This window comes from Streptococcus mitis (assembly GCF_003942775.1).
Lineage (GTDB): Bacteria > Bacillota > Bacilli > Lactobacillales > Streptococcaceae > Streptococcus > Streptococcus mitis_CN.
The window spans coordinates 1-22,121 of sequence record NZ_RJNX01000005.1 but is presented as its reverse complement, the minus strand read 5'-3'; the positions used below and the strand labels follow the sequence as shown (position 1 = coordinate 22,121).

At 38.3% G+C, this 22,121-nt stretch carries 33 protein-coding genes, 1 tRNA gene and 1 rRNA gene; 29 read left to right on the top strand and 6 right to left on the bottom strand.

Going from position 1 to position 22,121, the window contains the following annotated elements:
- The first annotated feature begins 25 nt into the window (after positions 1-25).
- The 8 genes from D8848_RS07315 to D8848_RS07280 all read left to right on the top strand — a co-directional run bounded on the left by D8848_RS07315 (position 26) and on the right by D8848_RS07280 (position 5,527).
- On the top strand, positions 26-325 hold the full coding sequence (locus tag D8848_RS07315; protein ID WP_049510167.1) for a DUF4651 domain-containing protein: 300 nt from the start codon (positions 26-28) through the stop codon (positions 323-325).
- The gene (locus D8848_RS07310) at positions 322-639 is read left to right on the top strand and encodes a thioredoxin family protein (RefSeq protein WP_049487943.1); all 318 of its coding nucleotides are present in this window, start codon (positions 322-324) and stop codon (positions 637-639) included. Before D8848_RS07315 ends, D8848_RS07310 begins: the two co-directional genes overlap by 4 nt.
- Before the next feature lie 15 nt (positions 640-654).
- Positions 655-1,281 (top strand): YtpR family tRNA-binding protein, encoded by a 627-nt coding sequence (ytpR, locus tag D8848_RS07305; RefSeq protein WP_125386575.1) that lies wholly within the window; start codon positions 655-657, stop codon positions 1,279-1,281.
- Between the two features lie 41 nt (positions 1,282-1,322).
- The gene (locus tag D8848_RS07300) at positions 1,323-2,084 is read left to right on the top strand and encodes an SDR family NAD(P)-dependent oxidoreductase (RefSeq protein ID WP_125386574.1); all 762 of its coding nucleotides are present in this window, start codon (positions 1,323-1,325) and stop codon (positions 2,082-2,084) included.
- Between the two features lie 76 nt (positions 2,085-2,160).
- Positions 2,161-2,556 (top strand): single-stranded DNA-binding protein, encoded by a 396-nt coding sequence (locus D8848_RS07295; protein WP_070479688.1) that lies wholly within the window; start codon positions 2,161-2,163, stop codon positions 2,554-2,556.
- 155 nt (positions 2,557-2,711) lie between these two features.
- Positions 2,712-2,996 (top strand): co-chaperone GroES, encoded by a 285-nt coding sequence (groES, locus tag D8848_RS07290; protein WP_000917323.1) that lies wholly within the window; start codon positions 2,712-2,714, stop codon positions 2,994-2,996.
- Between the two features lie 15 nt (positions 2,997-3,011).
- Complete coding sequence (groL, locus tag D8848_RS07285) at positions 3,012-4,634, top strand: chaperonin GroEL (protein ID WP_125444013.1); 1,623 nt, start codon at positions 3,012-3,014, stop codon at positions 4,632-4,634.
- 125 nt (positions 4,635-4,759) lie between these two features.
- On the top strand, positions 4,760-5,527 hold the full coding sequence (locus D8848_RS07280) for an epoxyqueuosine reductase QueH (protein WP_000567569.1): 768 nt from the start codon (positions 4,760-4,762) through the stop codon (positions 5,525-5,527).
- A gap of 70 nt (positions 5,528-5,597) precedes the next feature.
- Here the strand turns inward: D8848_RS07280 and ntdP are convergent, their stop codons facing one another.
- The 6 genes from ntdP to D8848_RS07245 form a co-directional block, all read right to left on the bottom strand.
- Positions 5,598-6,131, bottom strand: a complete 534-nt coding sequence (ntdP, locus tag D8848_RS07275) for a nucleoside tri-diphosphate phosphatase (protein ID WP_000775316.1) — start codon at positions 6,129-6,131, stop codon at positions 5,598-5,600.
- An 88-nt stretch (positions 6,132-6,219) separates the two neighbouring features.
- Entirely contained in the window at positions 6,220-6,996 is a 777-nt protein-coding gene (recX, locus tag D8848_RS07270; protein WP_125444011.1) for a recombination regulator RecX, read from the bottom strand.
- A gap of 89 nt (positions 6,997-7,085) precedes the next feature.
- Positions 7,086-8,252 (bottom strand): tyrosine-type recombinase/integrase, encoded by a 1,167-nt coding sequence (locus tag D8848_RS07265; protein WP_125444009.1) that lies wholly within the window; start codon positions 8,250-8,252, stop codon positions 7,086-7,088.
- A gap of 190 nt (positions 8,253-8,442) precedes the next feature.
- Entirely contained in the window at positions 8,443-9,417 is a 975-nt protein-coding gene (locus D8848_RS07255) for an Abi family protein (protein ID WP_125444008.1), read from the bottom strand.
- Positions 9,418-9,777: 360 nt separating this feature from the next.
- Positions 9,778-10,047 (bottom strand): hypothetical protein, encoded by a 270-nt coding sequence (locus D8848_RS07250; RefSeq protein ID WP_033676327.1) that lies wholly within the window; start codon positions 10,045-10,047, stop codon positions 9,778-9,780.
- Between the two features lie 15 nt (positions 10,048-10,062).
- Positions 10,063-10,695: a helix-turn-helix transcriptional regulator gene (locus D8848_RS07245; RefSeq protein ID WP_125444006.1), complete on the bottom strand. Its 633-nt coding sequence runs from the start codon at positions 10,693-10,695 to the stop codon at positions 10,063-10,065.
- Positions 10,696-10,896: 201 nt separating this feature from the next.
- Between D8848_RS07245 and D8848_RS07240 the strand changes: the two genes are divergently transcribed.
- From D8848_RS07240 to D8848_RS07140, 21 genes are all read left to right on the top strand, one after another.
- Positions 10,897-11,094, top strand: a complete 198-nt coding sequence (locus tag D8848_RS07240) for a helix-turn-helix domain-containing protein (protein ID WP_115904581.1) — start codon at positions 10,897-10,899, stop codon at positions 11,092-11,094.
- 14 nt (positions 11,095-11,108) lie between these two features.
- The gene (locus D8848_RS07235; protein ID WP_125444004.1) at positions 11,109-11,714 is read left to right on the top strand and encodes a Rha family transcriptional regulator; all 606 of its coding nucleotides are present in this window, start codon (positions 11,109-11,111) and stop codon (positions 11,712-11,714) included.
- A gap of 11 nt (positions 11,715-11,725) precedes the next feature.
- Positions 11,726-11,974: a hypothetical protein gene (locus D8848_RS07230; RefSeq protein ID WP_125444002.1), complete on the top strand. Its 249-nt coding sequence runs from the start codon at positions 11,726-11,728 to the stop codon at positions 11,972-11,974.
- 118 nt (positions 11,975-12,092) lie between these two features.
- Positions 12,093-12,521, top strand: a complete 429-nt coding sequence (locus tag D8848_RS07225; protein ID WP_000517935.1) for a hypothetical protein — start codon at positions 12,093-12,095, stop codon at positions 12,519-12,521.
- Positions 12,522-12,523: 2 nt separating this feature from the next.
- Positions 12,524-12,673: a hypothetical protein gene (locus D8848_RS10780; RefSeq protein ID WP_185756869.1), complete on the top strand. Its 150-nt coding sequence runs from the start codon at positions 12,524-12,526 to the stop codon at positions 12,671-12,673.
- A gap of 209 nt (positions 12,674-12,882) precedes the next feature.
- Positions 12,883-13,188 carry a hypothetical protein gene (locus tag D8848_RS07220; protein WP_260467298.1) on the top strand — a complete coding sequence of 102 codons (306 nt, stop codon included), beginning with the start codon at positions 12,883-12,885 and terminating at the stop codon, positions 13,186-13,188.
- Positions 13,148-13,348: a hypothetical protein gene (locus D8848_RS07215; protein ID WP_125444019.1), complete on the top strand. Its 201-nt coding sequence runs from the start codon at positions 13,148-13,150 to the stop codon at positions 13,346-13,348. The genes D8848_RS07220 and D8848_RS07215 overlap by 41 nt, the downstream gene beginning before the upstream one ends.
- A 1-nt stretch (position 13,349) precedes the next feature.
- Complete coding sequence (locus D8848_RS10930) at positions 13,350-13,556, top strand: hypothetical protein (RefSeq protein WP_125444000.1); 207 nt, start codon at positions 13,350-13,352, stop codon at positions 13,554-13,556.
- A 4-nt stretch (positions 13,557-13,560) separates the two neighbouring features.
- A complete protein-coding gene (locus tag D8848_RS07205; RefSeq protein ID WP_125443999.1) occupies positions 13,561-13,824 on the top strand; it encodes a hypothetical protein in 264 nt (87 codons plus the stop codon).
- Positions 13,821-14,336, top strand: coding sequence for a hypothetical protein (locus D8848_RS07200; RefSeq protein WP_125443998.1), 516 nt, complete (start codon positions 13,821-13,823; stop codon positions 14,334-14,336). Before D8848_RS07205 ends, D8848_RS07200 begins: the two co-directional genes overlap by 4 nt.
- A complete protein-coding gene (locus D8848_RS07195) occupies positions 14,329-15,780 on the top strand; it encodes a virulence-associated E family protein (protein WP_125443996.1) in 1,452 nt (483 codons plus the stop codon). The genes D8848_RS07200 and D8848_RS07195 overlap by 8 nt, the downstream gene beginning before the upstream one ends.
- A 352-nt stretch (positions 15,781-16,132) precedes the next feature.
- Positions 16,133-16,699, top strand: a complete 567-nt coding sequence (locus D8848_RS07190; RefSeq protein WP_125443994.1) for a site-specific integrase — start codon at positions 16,133-16,135, stop codon at positions 16,697-16,699.
- A gap of 154 nt (positions 16,700-16,853) precedes the next feature.
- Entirely contained in the window at positions 16,854-17,018 is a 165-nt protein-coding gene (locus D8848_RS07185) for a DUF2292 domain-containing protein (protein ID WP_001823479.1), read from the top strand.
- Positions 17,019-17,181: 163 nt separating this feature from the next.
- On the top strand, positions 17,182-17,766 hold the full coding sequence (locus D8848_RS07180; protein ID WP_125443992.1) for a hypothetical protein: 585 nt from the start codon (positions 17,182-17,184) through the stop codon (positions 17,764-17,766).
- Positions 17,767-17,829: 63 nt separating this feature from the next.
- The gene (locus tag D8848_RS07175; protein ID WP_125443990.1) at positions 17,830-18,174 is read left to right on the top strand and encodes a hypothetical protein; all 345 of its coding nucleotides are present in this window, start codon (positions 17,830-17,832) and stop codon (positions 18,172-18,174) included.
- Between the two features lie 201 nt (positions 18,175-18,375).
- Complete coding sequence (locus tag D8848_RS07170) at positions 18,376-18,630, top strand: hypothetical protein (RefSeq protein ID WP_125443988.1); 255 nt, start codon at positions 18,376-18,378, stop codon at positions 18,628-18,630.
- Positions 18,631-18,813: 183 nt separating this feature from the next.
- Positions 18,814-19,449, top strand: coding sequence for a hypothetical protein (locus D8848_RS07165; protein WP_260467297.1), 636 nt, complete (start codon positions 18,814-18,816; stop codon positions 19,447-19,449).
- A 35-nt stretch (positions 19,450-19,484) separates the two neighbouring features.
- Positions 19,485-19,877, top strand: coding sequence for a transcriptional regulator (locus D8848_RS07160; RefSeq protein WP_125443986.1), 393 nt, complete (start codon positions 19,485-19,487; stop codon positions 19,875-19,877).
- Between the two features lie 392 nt (positions 19,878-20,269).
- Positions 20,270-21,625 carry a 23S rRNA (uracil(1939)-C(5))-methyltransferase RlmD gene (rlmD, locus tag D8848_RS07155; protein WP_125450661.1) on the top strand — a complete coding sequence of 452 codons (1,356 nt, stop codon included), beginning with the start codon at positions 20,270-20,272 and terminating at the stop codon, positions 21,623-21,625.
- Between the two features lie 61 nt (positions 21,626-21,686).
- Positions 21,687-21,758, top strand: a tRNA-Glu gene (locus D8848_RS07150).
- Positions 21,759-22,001: 243 nt separating this feature from the next.
- Positions 22,002-22,121 (top strand): 16S ribosomal RNA (locus D8848_RS07140); the annotation flags it as partial.

Here is a 22,121-nt window from a genome sequence, read left to right as displayed (position 1 = left end):
GTCCTAAAGCCTTTTTTGTGTTAAAATGAATGGTATGAAAGCTAAAAAAATGTGGATGGCAGGTCTGGCTCTGCTTGGTATTGGGAGCCTTGCCCTTGCTACGAAAAAAGTTGCAGATGATCGTAAGCTCATGAAGACCCAGGAAGAGTTGACAGCGATGGTGCGAGACCATTTTTCAGACATGGGAGAAATTGCTACCCTCTATGTTCAAGTCTATGAAAGCAGTCTAGAGAGCTTGGTTGGTGGCGTCATTTTTGAGGATGGCCGTCATTATACCTTTGTCTATGAAAATGAAGACCTGGTCTATGAGGAGGAAGTCTTATGATACAACCAGCAAGTTTAGAAGAATTAGCATCTTTAGTAGAAAAAGATGGCAAGAAGGTCTTTCTTTTTGTAGCAGACTGGTGTGGCGATTGTCGTTATATCTATCCTGCCTTACCAGAAATTGAGGAGAGCAATCCAGAGTTTACCTTTATTCGAGTGGATAGAGACCAGTATATGGATTTGGCCAAACTCTGGGATATTTATGGAATCCCCAGCCTTGTTGTTCTAGAAAAGGACAAGGAAATCGGCCGTTTTGTCAATCGCGACCGTAAAAGCAAGCAACAAATTAATGACTTTTTAGCAGGACTGAAATAGGAGAAAATAGAAACAATGATTTTTACATATAACAAAGAACATGTCGGTGATGTCCTTATGGTCATCGCGAAAAATAGCGGAGATGCCAAACTGGATGTGGAGCGCAAAGGCAAGGTAGCCCGTGTTTTTCTCAAAGATAATGGGGAAACAGTGGCTTGGAATATTTTTGAAGTTTCAAGTTTGTTTGAAATTGCAGAGCGCGGTCAAGTCTTTTTGACAGATGAGCAAGTCGCTCGTTTGAATCAAGAATTACATACGGAAGGCTTTACAGAAGAAATTGTCAATGATAGGGAACCTAAGTTTGTTGTTGGTGAGATTGTCGAGATGGTAGCCCATCCAGATAGTGACCACCTCAACATCTGCCAAGTTGCAGTCGCGAGTGACAAGACAGTGCAAATCGTTGCAGGGGCTCCTAATGCGCGTCTTGGGTTGAAAACCATTGTAGCTCTTCCAGAAGCTATGATGCCCAAAGGCAATCTTATTTTCCCAGGTGAGCTTCGTGGCGAAAAGAGTTTTGGCATGATGTGTAGCCCTCGTGAATTGCATCTGCCAAATGCTCCGCAAAAACGAGGGGTTATTGAATTATCAGAAGATCAAGTTGTCGGAACTCCATTTGACCCAGCGAAACACTGGACTGCCTAAGAAGTTGTTAATATCTGATAGACCAGCTAGAAGGAAATAAGATGGCAAAAAATGTAGTGATTACAGGAGCGACATCAGGTATTGGTGAAGCGATTGCGCGTGTTTATCTGGAGCAGGGTGAGAATGTCGTTCTAACTGGACGACGGATAGACAGACTAGAAATTCTCAAGTCGGAGTTTGCAGAAACTTTTCCAAATCAAACAGTTTGGACTTTTCAGCTAGATGTCACGGATATGACCATGGTAAAGACTGTCTGCTCTGATATTCTAGAAACGATAGGTCAGATTGATATTCTGGTCAACAATGCTGGCCTGGCTCTAGGTTTAGCACCTTATCAGGACTATGAAGAGTTGGATATGTTAACTATGTTGGATACCAATGTCAAAGGTTTGATGGCAGTCACTCGCTGTTTCTTGCCAACAATGGTAAAAGCCAATCAAGGACATATCATCAACATGGGGTCAACCGCAGGAATCTACGCCTATGCAGGTGCAGCAGTTTATTCAGCTACCAAGGCAGCAGTTAAGACCTTTTCAGATGGACTGCGAATTGATACCATTTCAACAGATATCAAGGTGACCACCATTCAGCCTGGAATTGTCGAAACAGATTTTTCGACGGTACGTTTTCACGGTGATAAAGAACGAGCTGCGTCCGTTTACCAAGGAATCGAAGCCTTGCAGGCACAAGATATCGCTGATACAGTTATCTATGTGACCAATCAACCTCGCCGTGTGCAGATTACAGATATGACCATTATGGCAAATCAACAGGCAACAGGTTTCATGGTTCATAAAAAATAAAAAATTTTCTCGAAAAGTTACAAATTTCTGTAACTTTTTTTGATTTCCTACGAATAGATAAGTAGGAGGAAAAAATATGTATAATAAAGTTATCTTAATCGGACGTTTAACGTCTACACCAGAATTGCACAAAACCAACAATGACAAGTCAGTAGCGCGAGCAACTATCGCTGTGAACCGTCGTTACAAAGACCAAAATGGGGAGCGTGAAGCTGACTTTGTCAATATGGTTCTTTGGGGCAGACTAGCAGAAAGCTTGGCCAGCTACGCAACTAAAGGTAGTCTTATCTCTGTGGATGGAGAACTTCGTACCCGTCGTTTTGAGAAAAATAGTCAAATGAACTACGTGACCGAAGTACTTGTCACAGGATTCCAACTCTTGGAAAGTCGCGCCCAACGTGCCATGCGTGAAAATAATGCAGGCCAAGATTTGGCGGATTTGGTCTTGGAAGAGGAAGAATTGCCATTTTAAACATTAAAAAGTCTGAGTTGGTCTCAGGCTTTTTATCTTGAGAAAGTCAGACTTTTTTCTTGACTATTTTTGACCAAGTGATACAATAGAACTATGAATTAGCACTCGAATACAAAGAGTGCTAATGATATCTATCTCATTATGGAGGAAAGCAGATGTTGAAACCATTAGGAGACCGTGTGGTCTTAAAAATCGAAGAAAAAGAACAAACTGTTGGTGGCTTTGTCCTTGCAGGCTCAGCCCAAGAAAAAACCAAAACAGCCCAAGTTGTGGCTACTGGACAAGGTGTTCGTACCTTGAACGGTGACTTGGTTGCTCCAAGTGTTAAAGCTGGAGATCGTGTCTTAGTTGAAGCCCATGCAGGTCTTGATGTTAAAGATGGCGATGAAAAGTACATCATCGTTGGCGAAGCTAACATCTTGGCAATCATTGAAGAATAGAAGGAGAAAGTAAGTATGTCAAAAGAAATTAAATTTTCATCAGATGCCCGTTCAGCTATGGTTCGTGGTGTCGATATCCTTGCAGACACTGTTAAAGTAACCTTGGGACCAAAAGGTCGTAATGTCGTTCTTGAAAAATCATTTGGCTCACCCTTGATTACCAATGATGGTGTGACCATTGCCAAAGAAATCGAATTGGAAGACCATTTTGAAAATATGGGTGCCAAATTGGTATCAGAAGTAGCTTCAAAAACCAATGATATCGCAGGTGACGGGACTACAACTGCAACTGTTTTGACCCAAGCGATCGTCCGTGAAGGAATCAAAAACGTCACAGCAGGCGCAAATCCAATCGGCATTCGTCGCGGTATTGAAACAGCAGTTGCTGCAGCAGTAGAAGCCTTGAAAAACAACGCTATCCCTGTTTCCAACAAAGAAGCCATCGCTCAGGTTGCTGCTGTCTCTTCTCGTTCTGAAAAAGTCGGTGAGTACATCTCTGAAGCCATGGAAAAGGTTGGAAAAGATGGAGTCATCACTATCGAAGAGTCACGTGGTATGGAAACAGAACTGGAAGTTGTTGAAGGAATGCAGTTCGACCGTGGTTACCTTTCACAGTACATGGTGACAGATAGCGAAAAAATGGTGGCTGACCTTGAAAATCCATACATTTTGATTACTGATAAGAAGATCTCAAATATCCAAGAAATCTTGCCGCTCCTAGAAAGTATTCTCCAAAGCAGTCGTCCACTCTTGATTATTGCGGATGATGTGGATGGTGAAGCATTGCCTACACTTGTTTTGAATAAGATTCGTGGGACCTTCAACGTGGTAGCAGTCAAGGCACCTGGTTTTGGTGACCGTCGTAAAGCAATGCTTGAAGATATCGCCATCTTAACAGGTGGAACAGTTATCACAGAAGATCTAGGTCTTGAGTTGAAAGATGCGACAATTGAAGCACTGGGTCAAGCAGTGAGAGTAACTGTGGACAAAGATAGCACTGTTATCGTAGAAGGTGCTGGAAATCCTGAAGCGATTTCTCACCGTGTTGCGGTTATCAAGTCTCAAATCGAAACTACAACATCTGAATTTGATCGTGAAAAATTGCAAGAACGCTTGGCCAAATTGTCAGGTGGTGTAGCGGTTATTAAGGTAGGAGCTGCAACTGAGACTGAGTTGAAAGAAATGAAACTCCGTATTGAAGATGCCCTCAACGCTACTCGTGCAGCCGTGGAAGAAGGAATTGTTGCTGGTGGTGGAACAGCCCTTGTAAATGTTATCCCTGCCGTAGCTGATTTGGAATTGACAGGAGATGAAGCAACAGGACGCAATATTGTTCTCCGTGCTTTGGAAGAACCTGTTCGTCAGATCGCCCACAATGCAGGATTTGAAGGCTCTATCGTTATCGATCGTTTGAAAAATGCCGAGCTTGGTACAGGCTTCAATGCAGCAACTGGCGAATGGGTCAACATGATTGAAGAGGGAATCATCGACCCAGTTAAAGTGAGTCGTTCAGCTTTACAAAATGCAGCATCTGTAGCCAGCTTGATTTTGACTACGGAAGCAGTCGTAGCCAATAAACCAGAACCAGTAGCCCCGGCTCCAGCAATGGATCCAAGCATGATGGGCGGGATGATGTAAAAGTAACTTATAAAAAACACAAAAGAAGGGAAAGCATATCCCTTCTTTTTATGATAATCACTTCTAAATTGGATTGAGCTCTCCTAACTTATATGATAAAATAAGACTAGAAAAAGGAGAAGAACATGATCGATGTAGAAGAAATTCTGAGCAAGATGAACCCCAATCAGAAGATTAATTATGACCGTGTCATGCAGAAGATGGTACAAGTATGGGAGAAAAATGAGCAACGGCCAACCATTCTCATGCATGTTTGCTGTGCCCCTTGTAGTACCTATACTCTAGAATATTTGACTAAGTATGCAGATGTGACAATCTATTTTGCCAATTCCAATATCCATCCCAAGGCAGAATACCATAAGCGCGCCTATGTTACCAAGAAATTTGTCAGTGATTTCAATGAGCGGACAGGAAATACGGTCCAGTATCTAGAAGCTCCCTACGAGCCAAATGAATACCGAAAATTAGTTAGAGGACTAGAGGAAGAGCCAGAAGGTGGCGACCGTTGCAAGGTTTGCTTTGACTACCGACTGGATAAGACAGCGCAAGTGGCTATGGATTTGGGCTTTGACTACTTTGGTTCAGCCTTGACTATTAGTCCTCATAAGAATTCTCAAACTATTAACAGCATCGGAATCGATGTGCAAAAAATTTACACAACCCACTATCTTCCAAGTGATTTCAAGAAAAATCAAGGATACAAACGTTCAGTGGAGATGTGTGAAGAGTATGACATCTACCGTCAATGTTATTGTGGATGCGTCTATGCAGCCCAAGCCCAGAATATTGACCTGGTTCAAGTTAAGAAGGACGCCACAGCGTTCATGCTTGATAAGGATGTTGAAAAAGACTATTCCCACATCAAATTTACTGTTACAAAATTAGATATATAAGGATAAGCCCAGCTGTCAAGCTGGGTTTTTCAAATAAAAAAACCGGGGTCTTAACCCCAGTTTGACAACTTTACCGATTCTTTAGTTCTACATAGCGCTTGTACCAAATGTTTACATAGGCTTCTGAGAAAGGACCTCGTCCATTGTTAATCCAATCAACAAGAATTTTGACATGTTCTTTTAAAATATAGTCCAAGTCATCAGAATAATTCATTTTGCGTTTGTGACGCTCATACTCCTCAACGTCCAAGAGACGTTTTTCCCCATCTGTAAAAATTTTAACATCCAAATCGTAATCAATATACTTCAGTGCTTCTTCATCCAGATAGTAGGGGCTAGCCATATTGCAATAGTAGGAAATTCCATTATCACGAATCATGGCAATGATATTAAACCAATATTTCTTGTGAAAGTAAACAATAGCCGGTTCTCGAGTGACCCAACGACGACCATCACTTTCGGTAACCAGTGTATGATCGTTGACACCAATAATGGCGTTTTCTGTTGTTTTTAGTACCATGGTGTCCCGCCAAGTTCGGTGGAGACTCCCATCATGCTTATAACTTTGAATTGTAATAAAGTCGCCTTCTTTTGGAAGCTTCATAACTAACCAACTTTCTACAATTTATAAGTTTATCGTTTACTATTGTACCATAAAATTACCTAAAATCTGTGAATTTTATATGAAAATATTAAAGATATTCTCTGAGAGCGCTTGCTATATCCGAAAAATCGTAGCCCTTTCGTGCTAAAACTTGGGTTAAACGCTGTTTAAGTTCGTATCCTTCATATTTGCGAGCATACTTAGCATATTGCTTGTCAAGTTCCTTGAAGATGAGTTCCTGAGTCGTTTCTCCATCAACTTGACTATCCAATTCGTCAAAGGCACTTTTAGCATCAGAATAGGAAAAACCCTTGTTGGTCATATTCTGGATAATCTTATCTTGCAAGGCGCGAGCAGGAAGCTTTCCAGAGTATTTTTTAAGCAGTTTCTCTGCAACACGTTGAGCAACTTCAGAAAAATCAAATTCTTTCAAGTTCTCTTCTATAGTAGATTTTGAAATTCCTTTTTGTGCTAATTTCTGAGTCAGTACATAAGGCCCCTTGTCTCCTGAAAGTTGATTGGCATTGATGATAGCATAAGCGTACTGACCATCATTAATCCACTTATCTTTTTTAAGATTAATAATGACTTGAGAAACGATGTTTTCATCAATATCGTATTTTTTCAGATATTCTCTGACTTCTTTTTCAGTGCGAGCTTTAAAGGATAGGTGGTAGAGGGCCAGATTTTTACCATAAGAAAATTGGGCAAAGTCCTGAATCTCTTTCAATTCCTCTTCGCTTATTACCTTATCTTTCGATAACATAAAACGAACAATAGTATCTTCAGTAATGTAGCTTTTGTCACCATTATCAAGCTCCATCAGATAGAGTCTTTTTTTATTTTCAAGTTTTGTGATTTTCATAGTTCTATTATAACTCAAAATGTGAGAAAAAGCTGAACCCCCTTGATATAGCCGTTTTTTGTCTCTTAATGATGAATTTTAAGAACTTTTTAGGAACTTTGTAGATTCTCAATGGCTTTTTCATAAAAGGAAGTCGCCTTTTTCTTATTGTCTTTGGATAGGTGACTATAGATATCCATAGTCATTGAAATTTTAGAATGACCGAGCCGTGTTTGGATTTCTTTATAAGGCAGTCCTGCATTGAGCAATAGACTAGCGTGGGTGTGTCGGAAGGCGTGGAAACTCAAACGAGGACATCCAGCCAGTTTTAAATGCTTTTCTAGTCTGAATCTGAGCGCTCCAGCTTCTCTATAATTGTCAAAGGTATCAGAGAACACTTTTTCAAAAGTTACCCCTATTTCCCTACCTATTTGGGATTGTCTTGCTTTATAGAGCCGTAGCATGAGTACCGTTGTGGTATCCAGAGCTATTTCTCTAATGCTACTTTTACTTTTAGGGCTAGTGATTTCCTTGAGGGTGTTTAAAGTCTTGGTAACTGAAATACTACCGTTTTGTAGGTCAATATCAGACCATTTCAAGGCTAGACACTCACGAATACGCAAACCAGTCGCTAGAAGTGTCTTATATAACACTGTATCGGAGAAATTTTTGTAAGTGTTTGGCAACTGATCCAGGTAATCTAAGAATTTTTTTAAATTGTCGTCATCCAGATATTTGAGTTTTTGCCCTTCTTTGGGTTTGCGCCGTGGGACGATGATATCACTAGCTGGGTTTGAAGCAATGACTTGCAAGGAAACGGCATAGGATAATATGCGTTTATTTAAGGCATGGAGTTGGTTATATTGCTGATAACCTTTTCCTAGTTGATTGTAATCTATTGCCCATTGGTTCACCTGGTGCTGAATGATTGGGGGCGTTAGTTTATCTAGTTTGTAGTCTCCAAAGGCTGGTAGGAGATACTTTTTTATGTTGTTTTTTGCTCCTATAAGGGTGCTATGTTTGACTGTATGGCAATAATTTTCTAGCCAGAGTTCCGTCAATTCCTGATAGGTGCTAACATTAACGGTTTTTGTGACTGTTGAGCCGTTTTTTTCAAACTCTACCTTGGCTTGGATAGCCTTGTTTTTGAGTCTGTTCTTAGTTCTGTCTGAAATAGTTGTCTTGACTTTCTTACCTGTTACGGTATCGATACCAAGATAAACACTGGAACGGTAAACTACTGATCCATCTTTCTTTTTGTACTCTGTAATCTTCATGGTTTTACTCCTTTTCCATCAGCAGGCAAGCAATTAGAAAAGGTTTTGAGTTTATACCATGCGAGGGGCTACGAGAACCCCCTTATTTTCGATTTTAAGCAGTCAGATGGTAAATTGTACCAGAATAGGAAACAAGGCGGATATAGGGCTGATATGAGGGTTTTAAAAAGCCCATATATTGCAAGTAGTTCTATCTTAATGTGTCAGTGATATTATACCAATTATTCGGAAATCCAAGTGTGTCCAATACAATGCCGGCTTCAATGGAGTGCGCTTTTTTATTTAGAGCTTTGGTTCTTTTAATAATAGTGTTATGTAATTGAGCGTATTGTGTGGAAGCAAGTAGGCATTGCAAGGCAAGAAAAACATAATATACAGATTGTCTTGACGTATTAGCATTGTTATTGTAATAGTGGAAATAAGCTAGTTGTGGAAGATTCTCACGACATTTATAATTGAAAAGCTTATTATTATGAGCAGTGATATTTCTAATTTCTAGTATATTTTTAATAATACTTTCTAAAGCCTTTCCACTTAAAAGGTCTTTACTAGGTCTATTTTGGATGTATTCAATATTTTCTTGTAAGAATGGTGATAAATCTCTAGCTATTTGATTTTTTATATCAGTGTTTAGATTTCTATAAAAGTTAAATGCTTGCCCTAATGTAAGTTCATTGATGATAACCCAGAAAGGAACAACGCCATGTTGTTTATAGTGGTGTTTTATAGAATTGTTTTGCTTATCCCTATTATAATCATTGAGTATTCTAGCTAATATACTGATTAAATTAGTAATTTGTGCTAGCCTTTTTGTATCTTTTTGTGTTTCAAAATTATTAATATCTAGATAAGCGTATGGTGTTGGATATGCTTCTGAAAAACGATATGCCAGTACGGATTTAAAGTGTTTTTCTGCATCTATAATTGCTTTTAAAAAAGCTGATTTAATTTCTTTATCGTAAAAGTGTGTTGCAGCTATTTCTCTAAAGTCTGCACCAGCTATAAATTTATCTTTTGATGTTTGAAAAAACTTACTATATCCGTTGACGACGTTGTAATAGTTGTTAGTTAGAAGGTATCTTTTACATTCTTCTATGTTATCTATTTCTAAACCTCTAGACTGGAGAAGTTTTATTTGTTCATCTAATGTTTGAAATGGTTTCATATATGTTCCTTATATACAAAAACACCACCTAGTAGAACTAGGCGGTGTTTCGCGTACTCTGTTCCCTTGGGAGCAGAAACTCTTCTCATTGCCTAATAATACTGTAATTTTTAGTTTTTGTCAATCTTTTTGGTTTGTTTTTTAAAAATTTTTGAGTATCAAAAAATCTCAACGCTGGGAAAGTTACCTTTATTGCATTGTCAGACAAGTCAGCAGTAGCAGGCTTGTCTTTTACTATTTGTTAATTTTGCCGTTTTTTGCACTTTAGTCTGTAAAAGTGGCTTTCTATTCTTCAATTTCCCCTGTTTTTGCACAATAGACCTTAGAAATAGGGGTGCTATTGGCGAATATGGGGGAGCTTTATAGAATTTTTTCAAATACCATTGTGGCTTGAATACGGTCGCCACCGCCTAAACCTTTGCTTCCACCATTGGCGGTTGTGATTGTATGCAGGCGGTAGCCTTTTGCTACTTGGGTGTTAATGACGTTTTCTAATTCTGTCAAGTTTCCTGATCCAGTACCAAAAAATTTCTCTTTTAAGGTTACTTGAAGGACTACATAGTGTAAATCAGTAGCATTTGAGGCAGTTGAGTGAGTGCTAGCGTCTTTAATGTTATCAAAAAATCCCATGATAGTTACTCCTTGTTATTTATTATCTTTTTCTGATAAAGATTTAGTTTTAGATTGTGGTAATTTGTTAATGAGTTCTAGTATTAAATGTTTACTATCGTTATCTAAAATGAGGTACTTATAAAGTAAGTCTGAAATTTCTGTTTCTTTTAGTTCATCAAAATCTAGTATAGTATCAAATAATCGTATAAAAAAGTCGTTTTCACCAATACCTGCTACAAGAGCATCGTAAGCAGGATTTCCGTGAGAATTAGTCCCGTATTTTTGATTTATACGTTGTTTTATAAGTTCAATTTTTTCAATTGTTTTTTTATCAAGTTTATACTGTTCAGTCGATTTACCTAGTTTTTTTTCAAGTCTTTCTCTGGTGTTTAGGTGTTTGATTAAATTATTACGATATTCTTCAAACTCTGCTCCACTATTGAAAGTCATTAATTCATCACCATAACCTAATAAGTAGGATACACTAACCCCAAAAAATTCAGCTAATTTCTGGGCTTTTATAGGTTTTATTTGACGCTCTCCTTTTTCCCAATAAATGTAAGTTCTTTTTGTAACTCCTATTACATCAGCTATTTCTTGCTGGGTCATCCCTTTTTTGCCGTTAAATTCTTTATTTAACCTCAATTCTTTTAACTTATTATCCATATTTTAAAACACCTTTCAAAAGTATTTTACCACGTTTTTTTACAATGTTGTAAAAAAAATTCAACATTTTTTAGAAAAAGTATTGACATTGCACAAAAAGTACAATATAATATTGCTGTCAACAGAAAGTTGTACAAAAAGTACACCATATCAAACACCTTTCAATCAATTATGGTGAAATTTCTAAAATGGAGGTAAAAAATGAGAAATAACATGAGGTTGTTATTAGCGAAGCGACGCAAAAAAACCGCTGATGTTGCAAAAGCTACGGGAATTTCAAAAAGTACCTTAACGGCTTTGTATTATGAACGTGCAAAGAATCCAAGTATTGATACATTGAAAAAAGTATCTAGTTACTTAGGAGTTACACTTGATGAATTTCTTGATACGAAATATTAGAAAGGAGCGAACCAATGGAACTGGTTTACATGGATGGTAAGAAAGAGCCATACACCACGAGCGAGATTATCGCTGAATGTGCTGAAGTTACTCATCACACAATACAAGAACTTTTGAGAAAGCATAAAGCTGATTTTGAAAACTATGGAATTATCGCATTTGAAATGCGTAAATTAGACGGACGAGGGCGACCGATGAAAATCTATCGTTTGAACGAGCAACAGGCAACCTTGCTGATCACTTATCTAAAGAATACTGAACCAGTACGTCAATTCAAAATGAACCTAGTCAAAGCATTCTTTGAAATGCGTGATGAACTTTCTAAACGCTATCTTCAACGGGAACTGGAAAAGCCAAAGCGCAAGACCTTAACCGAAGCTATCAAATCATGGGAGAAAGCACCTCAGCATGCCTATAGCACTCTTACAAACCTACTGCTAAAGGGAGCGACTGGGAAAAACAAAGCCCAACTCATGCAAGAGCGAGAAAGTGAAAACGGTATTGACAGTTTAACAAGCGCGGAACTGACAAACTATCAGCGATTGGAAGATATGGCAATAGCGATGATCAACTTGAATATGAGATATTCAGAAATTAAAGAACTAATTTTTAAAGTATAGGAGTATAGAAAATGGGAAATGATTTTAAGACAGTTACAAATGCCAAGGGAGTAGAAATTCCTAAGTATTTCAAGGATTTTAAAAAGCTAGTCGAGATGGACAGACAACTAGCCGAGTATCTTTGTATAAACTACGAGTTATTGGACAGTGAAGACCTGGGCGCATTTCTTGAAACAGTGGAGCAGGGATTCAGCTGGATTCTGGATCTTATCGAAAGTAAAGACTTGCTTTATAACCCCCAGACAGGGAAAAAAGCGTGAAAAAAGGCAAGAAAAAAAGTCACTTGCGGAAAGTTTGGCGACCGAAGCAAGCGACAAGATTCAGGGTATAGATATTTTTTCTATACCTTGATTATAGCATAGAAAGACAAGGTATACAATGGGAAAACAACATCAAGCAGTAAAATTCAAAGATATTGCTGAAAAATTGTCCGAATTAGAGGGCAAAAATTTAGAAGAAATCGCTGGGGTATTAGGCTATCGCAACTTGGAGAGTTGCAGGGTCAACCTTTACAATCTGAGACAAAACAAGCGTCTAGGATTTGAAGTGGAAAAAGGGGTGTACTCCAAGTTCGCACTCTTGGACGATTCGGTAAAAGAGGAACTGGAAGACAAGGAATTGTCAGACCGTGGGCGCTATTTGAAGAGCGTAGACCGCTATAAGGCAATGCTAAACGCCTTTTCTATCGCCTTTGATAGCACGGTCAAGGCGGAAACCAGACAAAAAGCAGAACATGACGGCTTGAAAGCCTTGGACAGAATCCCAGATAAGCACTACGCCCTACTTTATGACATGATGGAGGGTTAGGGATGGAAGCAAAAACACACTTCGCTAGATTCATGCATAGAGGCATGGAACTAGCAAGGCAATTACATAGTAAAGAAATTCAACGTGATGAATTTGATAGAGCCTGGAAAAGATTAGGCGATCAAATCGAAAACGAAACGAAGAAAAATTAAGAAAACCGAAGTGCAGGCAAGCAATTAGAAAAGGTTTTGAAAATCAAGTGCTGACACGGCGACTCTGAGCACTTGTTTAGCGGAAATGTGGGTATTTACCCACGAAACATCACTACATGCGTCCGCCAACTAGGGGCAATCGCCCAGCGTTTGGAGTGGTGAAACAATCCAATATAGGAAAAAGCAGGAAAAAGGCACAGGAAAACAATATGACATTAAACATAAAGGAAATTCAAGAGCAAGGGGGCAGACTTGGAGATGTGCTTCCCAGAATTGAATTAGTTAGACAGTTGAGCAATTCGCTGATAATGGCGAAAAATAACGGAGCAGATACTGCTATCTTATCTGGACAGATGAAAGAGGGTTTGGCCGTTATTCGTGACCAGATGGAACAACTCTATAGAGAGTTGGACGGGATTGCAGTTTATCTCCTTAATTGTGAGAATTTTAAAGAATTGGGGTACAAGTCAGATGATAACACCAGACATAAGAAAAATGACACAAGCAGAATTTGATAACTTCATGGCTGTTTTAAAAGTAAACAATCCGAATTTATTTCAGTTTATCGCTGATTTTATCAATAAAAAAGTAACTGTTCAAGAAGTTGAAGCTTTCCAAAAGATGGAACATCAAGCCCAACAGTTATATATCAAGAATTACAAAGCGAGGGTATAACATGAATGAATTAGATTTGACCAATACACAGGCGGTAATCTCTATGGTGGTACTGATTGGCTTACTGCTTTATCTAAACCACCGAGACCGCAAAAAGTGCGTTCAAATGGAGCGAGAAAACAGGAAACTAGGAGAAAGTTCTAGCGAGAGTTTAAGCCCTGACTATGGGAGATATATCCAACTTGCAAGCATTAAGCCGTGGAGGTGATGATATGTTTGAAAGGATGATTGAAGAACTTCAAATAAAAATATTAGAAGCCTTAGAACGTTACCTAAAAAGTCATGAGAAAATACCTCCCCGAATCATTGGGTTGATTTCCGCAAAACGAGTACAGGAAGAGTTAGATATAAAATATTTGACCTTACAAAAATGGGAAAGAATGGGCTTGAAGCGTTATCAGCCTCCAGGAGACGATAGCAGAAAAGTTTATTATAAAGTGGACGAGATCCGTAAGTTTATGGGGGTGGGAGAATGAGAGTGATAGAGTTAACCTTGTCTAGTGACAAATTGGCCTTGTTTGGCTTTCTCAAGTCTACCCCTACCCAAGCTTGGAAGAATGGGGAACACTTCAAATTCATCTACTTTGAACCGATAGGCGAGGCGCTGACGGATTTCCACTATAAAGGTTTGTATGTGGCTGTAAAAGACAAAAAAGAGGAAGTAGAGGGCTGGAAATTAATTAGAGACTTGAAGATAGTTTTGGCCAGTCCTGACCTGCTGACGATCCTGAAAGAATTAGAGGTAAACAAATTGACCGAGCAACGACAGGGGCTTGGAGTGGAGTTAAAAGGCTGGGTTTTTGATCTGATTTGTAATGGCATTTATACCAGGTATGAGACTTCACTTTTTGTCCGCTTGCTATTTGTGAATGGCTACAGTTTTAGTCAGCTGGTAGATTTGTTTTCAGCAATCGTCAAACGCAAAGACCTAGCCAGCTATTTCCTAGAAATAGCGACAAAATTCTATAAGGAGGTGGCTTTTGAATAGTGAAGAAATTGTAAATAAAATCATTGAAGAAAATCAGAAACAAGCACCGCCTGAAGTGGTGGACTTGACCCAAGCAAGGGAGACCAATGAGGAAAACAATAGCCTGAATCTTACGCCTAAAACCAAAGGAAAAGGCTTCGCCATAACCTTGGACAATCTCAAGAAGATTTTGAGTGGGGATAGTAAACTAAAAGGGGCGATACAGTACAACACTTTTACATATGAAATTGACGTTACCAAGTCCATTAAGTTAAATGGTAGAACCTTGAGCGGAACAATCGATGACCTGATTATCAGAGAGATTAGGGCTTATATTGCTACCAAGTATAAGATGGATTATAAAAAAGGAGATATCGCTGATATCTTGGAAGTGGTAGCTGGAGAAAATAGCTACAACCCTTTAAAAGACTATCTGGAATCTTGCGAAAGCGAGTATAAAGAGTTAGTAAATCAGCGTGATCCTTTTGTTATTTTAAGGCATTATCTCAATATCAAGGATGATGAATATAACCGTATTATCATGGACTTGTTTTTCCGTGGAGCGGTTGCCAAGGTGTTTGACCCTACCATCAAGTTTGACTTTGTGCTGGACTTGACTGGAAGGCAGGGAGTAGGAAAGACCCAATTTTTTGAGGGGCTTTTTACTCACAAGTATTTTACAACCGTTGAGACCTTCACAGACAAAGACGACAAGGCTAGAATGGTAAGAAACTGGTGTGTATTTGATGATGAGATGGTGGCCAGTAAAAAGGCTAGTTTTTCAGAATTGAAGAAATTCATCACAGAAACCAAGCTGGAGTTTAGACCGCCTTACGCCTCCAGCGACAGGCGATTGCCTAAGAGTTTTATTATTGTGAGGGCAACCAATGACCATGATTATTTAAACGACCTGACAGGAGAAAGGCGCTTTCTGGTTGCTGAGGTACACAAAGACACCGCTTATAGGGGCAGGAAGTGGACAGAGAAAGACCGTAGACACTTTTGGGGTGCTATGGTGATGGCTTGGAGAGCTAACCAAGTCTTGAACCTGACAGACGAGCAGGAAAAGCTAGTAAATGAGGTTAGAAGCCGTTACAAGTTTGTTGATGAAACCCTTGAGGATTTGGAGCGATATTTAGGCACTCCTTACCCAAAAAGAATGTATCAGTTCCCGACCACAGACAGGACGCGATGCTATTATATCTATGATATGATGAACGAGGGATACTATAGAAATAATAGGGGTGGAACGGTTGAACTTGACACAGACACCTATGGCGAACTGGTAGATAGGGACAAGATGACCATTAAGCTATTTTTTCAAGAGGTGTATTTGACTGACAAAGTACCGCCAAAGGATAAGGCTAAGGTTAAAAAGTACATGCAAAACCGAGACGGTTGGGAACATAGGCGATCAACAAGATTTGGTAAAAGTATTAAACCAGCTTACGTGAAAAAAATGTAGTCAGTGTAGTTTGTTTTCAAAAAATGACTACATTTTAAATAGGAAGAAAACCCTTGATACATAAGGGGTTAGAAAAAAGTGTTGTTTTTACTATTTTACTGACTACACCCCTAAACTCTTGGTATTATTGACTTTTATATAAAAATGTAGTTATTTTCTATTTATTAAAGAGTATATGAAGATAAGAGATAAAAGGCGTTTATTGTTTATTTTTTTGGGAGCAAGGTGACTACATGACTACGCATGGCGAAAACCCTTGGGGCTGTAAAGCGGATAGCGTAGTCACTAGATATCCCAAAATGACTACACTTTTTTTATGAACTCTAAGAATTTTTTTAAGAGAGGTTTGAAAATGAAAGTAGTTGACCCTATTAGAGATACTGATGACATCGAAAGAATTAAGGATTTTTTGAGAAGGAAGAATGAACGAGATTACGTATTATTCCTATTTGGAATTTATACAGGTTTACGAGTTAGTGATATTATTCCAATTAAAGTCAAACAAATCATAGAAGACAAAATTGAAATAAGGGAGAAAAAAACAGGCAAAATAAGACGTTTTCCAATTAATCAACAATTAAGAAATGCTTTAAATCAATACATTGAGAATAAACAACTTAAAGAATATGATTTTTTATTTCCGAGCAGAAAAAGAGAGAATGGCAAGGGGGTAAAAATTTGTCATATTTCAAGAACTCAAGTGTATAAAATTTTAAAAGAAGCTGGAAATAAATGTGGGATTGAAAATATAGGAACCCACTCAATGAGAAAGACATTTGGCTATCATCATTACAAAAAGAATGGTGATGTAGGTATTCTACAAAGAATATTTAACCATTCAACACCAGAGATTACACTTGGATATATTGGCTATACTCAAGACGAACTAGACCAGAGTATACTAACATTTGACTACTAAATAGACTTTCTATTTTACATAATGAGAAAATGTAAATTCAAAAACAGGAAATAGGCCTATCCCCTTGATATAAAAGAGATTCTAGGAAGTGCTTGGAAGTCACAAAATAGAAGATATGTTAAATATATGGCACCAAAAAAGAGAGGAAAAACAGATGAATCCAAACAAAGACTACACTCCATTTTTACAGGATAACTTTATTATCTTTAACAAAAATGGTATAATAGAGATGAAGAAAATACCAGACTTCGGAAGCGTGGTATTTACTAGTCAAGATGGCAACATTGTCCAGATTGAAACAACAATTAAAGAAAGATAGCTGACTAGACAACTAGAGGCGTAACATTAAAGCTAAGTAGCTTTTTTGTTGCGTCTCTTTTTGTTTTGAGAAAGAGGAGGTAATGAGGAATAAAGACCCAGTAGAGAGTTGAAACCAATAAGCACAATCAAAAAGAATCAAAAGAAATGAGGAATAAAAGAACATGGAAACATTACAAACTATTGAAAATAAAATTGACAAACTGATTAAACAGAATAAGAAAGATATTGAGGTGACTGAGGCGGAACTGGTTAAAGCAAACCAAGCTATTTCAGACGCCCAAGCCAAGCTGGTACAGGCTCAAAAAGAAATCAACTCAGAAAAATACATTGAGGCAAAAAGTGACCTATGGACGGCAGAACGTACAAAGGAATTTCACGAAGGACGTTTGAAAGAATTAACTAGAGATCCATTAGTTACCTATGAAGAATATCATGCTATGCTTGCAGACATTTATAGATTGGCCGACGAACAACAAAATACTTTCTTTACCCCAGCAGTAGCTAAACTAATGGAAATTGTAAAGTTGGGCGATGAGTCCGCCAAAGAAGTTGGTAAAGTAAACGAGATACTTAGAAAACTTGAAAAAGAGATTTCTAAAAATAGTGAAGAGTACAAAAGAAGTAAAGAAGGGTGGATTTTAAATAGTTTCTATCTTGGTTTATCTTACACCCCAAGAAATTTTTTACATGGATATCAAGATAACTTAAAAGAAATGGCAGAGAGTTTTGAGAAGGGGCAAGGGTAAAAAATACCCCCTCCCCCCTTCAGTTATCCCCCTGCTAACAAATAGAAAGATGAGGTATATAGAATGACCCTACCTACTGGTAAATTTGATTTAAACGAATACGGGAAGTATTTAGCGGAAAAGTCTGCTGAGATTTATGAAGAGAAAACTAAACAAGCAGTTGACGCGATGGAGCGACATAGACAAGAATGTTTAGCAAGAGACGCCAAGTGGCAAGCTATCATAGATCGTTCTGGTGAACTATTAAAAGAAAAGAAGGAAAGAAAGCACCAGCAAGAGATTGAACGCTTGACAGAAGAGAAGCGCAAGGAGATTGATAGAGAAGTTAGTCAGCGCCTATCAATGCCTGATGAACACCAGCAAAAACTCAACAAATCGATGACCGAAATGCTGAAAGATTTATCTTAAAGATTCTATAAAAGTAATTAGAAAATATTTTAAAAAATTTTTTAATAAAGTGAATCGGAAAAAATATTTTTTGTGAAAGAGCCTGAAGCAACCAGGGAGAAGACGGGGGGATATCCCCCTCCCCCTCGGAGCTCCCGGACTTCACGCCATCACTGTACATATTTTCTCGCGAGCGAGAAAGACAAAAAGGAGTAAATAGGATTGAATGAAACCACTGTAACTAGAAAATGCTCCAAGTGTCATGAGACTAAAGAATTATCTAGCGAAAACTTTTATAGAAAGCATTCAGACAAGAAAGGCTTCTCAAAAGTTTGTAAGCTATGTAATAAAAAGAAAGATGCAGAGCGTTACCAAAAGAAAAAAGACAAGATATTGACCCAAAAGAAACGATACTATAGACGGCAGAAAGAGCGTCAAAATGAAAAAGGCAGTTTACTGGAAGGAGGTGAAAAGTAATGGAAGATATTTTTCCGAGTCTACTCCAGAAAATTAAGGCCGAATTTGAAAAAAGCTAGGCTTGATAGTGAGATTCTGGAAGAGTTACTAGAAAAGCTAGAAGAGAATAAAGCTAATTATCTGGACGCCAATCAATATGCTATAGAAATTGGTGAAATACTCTCAAAGGTCTTAGGAGCTTACTTGAGTAATGAAAGCCTACCAGATGGTAAGATGTACTATAATATCGCTCAACGATTGCTAGAAGATGTTTTAGGTCGAAACTATGACCTTGTAAGTGATTATACTGAAAAAGTTCAAGAAGATTTAAACCTTAGGGCTAACCTTCGCATTCCTGCTCAAGTTCCTGAGTTGAATCAAGATAGGATTGATGGCTTAGTCAATCGTTTAGCTAGTGAAGATGATTTTGGGGCTGTAAAATGGTTGGTGGGTGAAACGATCGTTAATTTTACCCAAAGTATTGTAGATGATACGATTCAAAAAAACGTGGTATTTCAGTATAAAGCAGGACTTAGCCCTAAAATCACTAGACGAACGGCTGGAAAGTGTTGTAAGTGGTGCCAAGAACTGGAGGGCAGTTATAAATATCCTTCCGTTCCCCATGATATTTACAGACGGCATAGTAATTGTAGATGTACCGTTGAATATTATCCGCAAGATGGGAGACGGCAGAACGTACATACCAGAAAATGGAGTAATATCAATCAAGAAGATGTGGAGCGTCGAAAACAGATAGGTATAGAGTCCGCTGAAGAACGTAAAAGAAAACGAGATGAAAGGATTGCCAAGTTTGGGAATCCTAAAAGAAGATTAAGATAGTTCTGAGGTATAGGAGTAGAAAGGTTGTCGTTAAAATGGAGCTGGATAAGTTTAAAACGATGATGAACGTCAGAAAGCGGATGACCTACTTTCTGAGATTCCAGAGGATGGCAGGAAGTGAAAACCAAGTTACAATAGATGAAGAAGCTTGGGAACTTGTCTTACCTGATCAGTGGAATTTGACTAGTAAGTATGAAAAGGCAATCAGAGAGAGTCTAGAAACATTTGTCCATGATATCAATAAGATAGAGAATAAGCGAGCCAGAAAATACTTTATTATCCATTATTGTTACATGAGGAAGAAAACAGTAAGTGAATGTTTAGAAATTGCTGGGACAAAATCCACTAATTATCATAGATACAAACAGATAGCTGTCTTAAACTTTGCTAGAATCCACCAGAACAGAGAACTAGAAGCATATAAGTAGCCATCAGCTGAATAACTGGAGTCTAGGACGCCCCGTTTTAGGGCTTCATCATATAAAACTCCATTAAAAAACTAGAAACCTTTAGAAACGAATCTAGGGGCTTTTAGATTTCCGAATATATAGGTTGGTGATAGTATGGTATAATGGTGCTAGGTAATAAAAAAAGCACGTTTCATCGTGCTAGTTTCTTGCCTGCTGAACTCATCATATAGTATAGTGGCTCCTTTATGGGGCTTTTTTTGTGAACATTTTTAGGAACTTTTAAAGAATTTAAAGAAAATATAAGGAAATATGATTTTAAAGAAAATCAGGAATATCAAGGCCATTACTTACTAATGAAATATAAAAATCAAGCGGTAGCGGAATAACTCAAAATGTGATAAGATAGGGGTATGAATCTGAAAGTGAAACAAAAAATACCATTAAAAATCAAGCGCATGGGAATTAATGGTGAGGGAATCGGCTTTTATCAAAAAACATTAGTCTTTGTGCCTGGTGCTCTCAAAGGAGAAGATATCTATTGTCAGATTACTTCTATTAAACGTAACTTTGTTGAGGNAAAATTACTGAAGGTCAACAAGAAGTCTAAATTCCGTGTTGTGCCAGCTTGCACTATTTACAATGAGTGCGGAGGCTGCCAAATCATGCACCTGCATTATGATAAGCAACTGGAGTTCAAGACGGACTTACTTCATCAAGCGCTGAAAAAATTTTCCCCTGCAGGATATGAAAATTATGAAATCCGCCCGACGATTGGTATGCAGGAACCCAAGTACTATCGTGCTAAGTTACAATTTCAGACTCGAAAATTTAAAAGTCAGGTCAAGGCGGGCTTATATGCACAAAACTCTCACTATTTAGTAGAGTTGAAAGACTGCCTAGTACAAGATAAGGAAACCCAAGTGATTGCTAATCGTCTAGCAGAATTACTTACTTTTCACCAGATTCCAATCACGGATGAGAGAAAAGTTCTAGGTGTTAGAACGATAATGGTCCGACGAGCAAGAAAGACTGGACAGGTTCAGATTATTATTGTTACAAATCGTCAGCTTAATTTAACCCAACTAGTAAAAGACTTAGTTAAAGATTTCCCAGAAGTTGTGACAGTAGCTGTGAATACAAATACAGCTAAAACCAGTGAGATTTATGGTGAAAAGACAGAGATTATCTGGGGAGAAGAGAGTATTCAAGAAGGTGTTCTTGATTATGAATTTTCACTATCCCCTCGAGCATTCTATCAACTAAATCCTGAACAAACAGAAGTCCTCTATAGCGAGGCGGTAAAAGCGCTGGATGTTCATAAAGAAGACCATTTGATTGACGCTTATTGTGGAGTTGGAACGATTGGTTTTGCCTTTGCAAAGAAAGTAAAAACACTCAGAGNTATGGATATTATTCCAGAAGCTATTGAAGATGCCAAGCGAAATGCTAAAAGAATGGGATTTGACAATACTCATTATGAAGCTGGAACGGCAGAAGAGATTATTCCTCGCTGGTATAAGGAAGGCTACCGAGCAGATNCTCTGATTGTGGACCCACCACGTACAGGTCTAGATGATAAGTTATTAGATACAATTCTTACCTATGTGCCAGAAAAAATGGTCTATATTTCTTGTAATGTTTCGACCTTGGCTCGTGATTTGGTACGCTTAGTAGAAGTCTATGATCTTCATTATATCCAGTCGGTCGATATGTTTCCTCACACAGCACGGACAGAAGCTGTTGTAAAATTAATTAAAAAAGTTTAAAAAAGGTGTTGACAAAGTTTGAAAAGCCTGTATAATAGTAAGAGTTGAAAATAACAGCTCTGGTCCGTTGGTCAAGGGGTTAAGACACCGCCTTTTCACGGCGGTAACACGGGTTCGAATCCCGTACGGACTATGGTATGTTGCAGATGGAACACTTGATGAAAAAAAGATTAAAAAAGTTTCAAAAAAGTGTTGACAAGCAAAAGCGCCTGTGATATACTAATATAGTTGTCGCTTGAGAGAAGCGAGTGACAAAGACCTTTGAAAACTGAACAAGACGAACCAATGTGCAGGGCACTACAACTAAGGTTGTAGTACTGAACAATGAAAAAAACAATAAATCTGTCAGTGACAGAAATGAGTGAGAACTCAAACTTTTAATGAGAGTTTGATCCTGGCTCAGGACGAACGCTGGCGGCGTGCCTAATACATGCAAGTAGAACGCTGAAGGAGGAGCTTGCTTCTCCGGATGAGTTGCGAACGGGTGAGTAACGCG

Bases quoted from the DNA above. Each gene is read 5' to 3' on its own strand.
- D8848_RS07315 (WP_049510167.1), top strand. From the start codon at position 26: ATGAATGGTATGAAAGCTAAAAAAATGTGGATGGCAGGTCTGGCTCTG.
- D8848_RS07310 (WP_049487943.1), top strand. From the start codon at position 322: ATGATACAACCAGCAAGTTTAGAAGAATTAGCATCTTTAGTAGAAAAA.
- ytpR (WP_125386575.1), top strand. From the start codon at position 655: ATGATTTTTACATATAACAAAGAACATGTCGGTGATGTCCTTATGGTC.
- D8848_RS07300 (WP_125386574.1), top strand. From the start codon at position 1,323: ATGGCAAAAAATGTAGTGATTACAGGAGCGACATCAGGTATTGGTGAA.
- D8848_RS07295 (WP_070479688.1), top strand. From the start codon at position 2,161: ATGTATAATAAAGTTATCTTAATCGGACGTTTAACGTCTACACCAGAA.
- groES (WP_000917323.1), top strand. From the start codon at position 2,712: ATGTTGAAACCATTAGGAGACCGTGTGGTCTTAAAAATCGAAGAAAAA.
- groL (WP_125444013.1), top strand. From the start codon at position 3,012: ATGTCAAAAGAAATTAAATTTTCATCAGATGCCCGTTCAGCTATGGTT.
- D8848_RS07280 (WP_000567569.1), top strand. From the start codon at position 4,760: ATGATCGATGTAGAAGAAATTCTGAGCAAGATGAACCCCAATCAGAAG.
- ntdP (WP_000775316.1), bottom strand. From the start codon at position 6,131: ATGAAGCTTCCAAAAGAAGGCGACTTTATTACAATTCAAAGTTATAAG.
- recX (WP_125444011.1), bottom strand. From the start codon at position 6,996: ATGAAAATCACAAAACTTGAAAATAAAAAAAGACTCTATCTGATGGAG.
- D8848_RS07265 (WP_125444009.1), bottom strand. From the start codon at position 8,252: ATGAAGATTACAGAGTACAAAAAGAAAGATGGATCAGTAGTTTACCGT.
- D8848_RS07255 (WP_125444008.1), bottom strand. From the start codon at position 9,417: ATGAAACCATTTCAAACATTAGATGAACAAATAAAACTTCTCCAGTCT.
- D8848_RS07250 (WP_033676327.1), bottom strand. From the start codon at position 10,047: ATGGGATTTTTTGATAACATTAAAGACGCTAGCACTCACTCAACTGCC.
- D8848_RS07245 (WP_125444006.1), bottom strand. From the start codon at position 10,695: ATGGATAATAAGTTAAAAGAATTGAGGTTAAATAAAGAATTTAACGGC.
- D8848_RS07240 (WP_115904581.1), top strand. From the start codon at position 10,897: ATGAGAAATAACATGAGGTTGTTATTAGCGAAGCGACGCAAAAAAACC.
- D8848_RS07235 (WP_125444004.1), top strand. From the start codon at position 11,109: ATGGAACTGGTTTACATGGATGGTAAGAAAGAGCCATACACCACGAGC.
- D8848_RS07230 (WP_125444002.1), top strand. From the start codon at position 11,726: ATGGGAAATGATTTTAAGACAGTTACAAATGCCAAGGGAGTAGAAATT.
- D8848_RS07225 (WP_000517935.1), top strand. From the start codon at position 12,093: ATGGGAAAACAACATCAAGCAGTAAAATTCAAAGATATTGCTGAAAAA.
- D8848_RS10780 (WP_185756869.1), top strand. From the start codon at position 12,524: ATGGAAGCAAAAACACACTTCGCTAGATTCATGCATAGAGGCATGGAA.
- D8848_RS07220 (WP_260467298.1), top strand. From the start codon at position 12,883: ATGACATTAAACATAAAGGAAATTCAAGAGCAAGGGGGCAGACTTGGA.
- D8848_RS10930 (WP_125444000.1), top strand. From the start codon at position 13,350: ATGAATGAATTAGATTTGACCAATACACAGGCGGTAATCTCTATGGTG.
- D8848_RS07205 (WP_125443999.1), top strand. From the start codon at position 13,561: ATGTTTGAAAGGATGATTGAAGAACTTCAAATAAAAATATTAGAAGCC.
- D8848_RS07200 (WP_125443998.1), top strand. From the start codon at position 13,821: ATGAGAGTGATAGAGTTAACCTTGTCTAGTGACAAATTGGCCTTGTTT.
- D8848_RS07190 (WP_125443994.1), top strand. From the start codon at position 16,133: ATGAAAGTAGTTGACCCTATTAGAGATACTGATGACATCGAAAGAATT.
- D8848_RS07185 (WP_001823479.1), top strand. From the start codon at position 16,854: ATGAATCCAAACAAAGACTACACTCCATTTTTACAGGATAACTTTATT.
- D8848_RS07180 (WP_125443992.1), top strand. From the start codon at position 17,182: ATGGAAACATTACAAACTATTGAAAATAAAATTGACAAACTGATTAAA.
- D8848_RS07175 (WP_125443990.1), top strand. From the start codon at position 17,830: ATGACCCTACCTACTGGTAAATTTGATTTAAACGAATACGGGAAGTAT.
- D8848_RS07160 (WP_125443986.1), top strand. From the start codon at position 19,485: ATGGAGCTGGATAAGTTTAAAACGATGATGAACGTCAGAAAGCGGATG.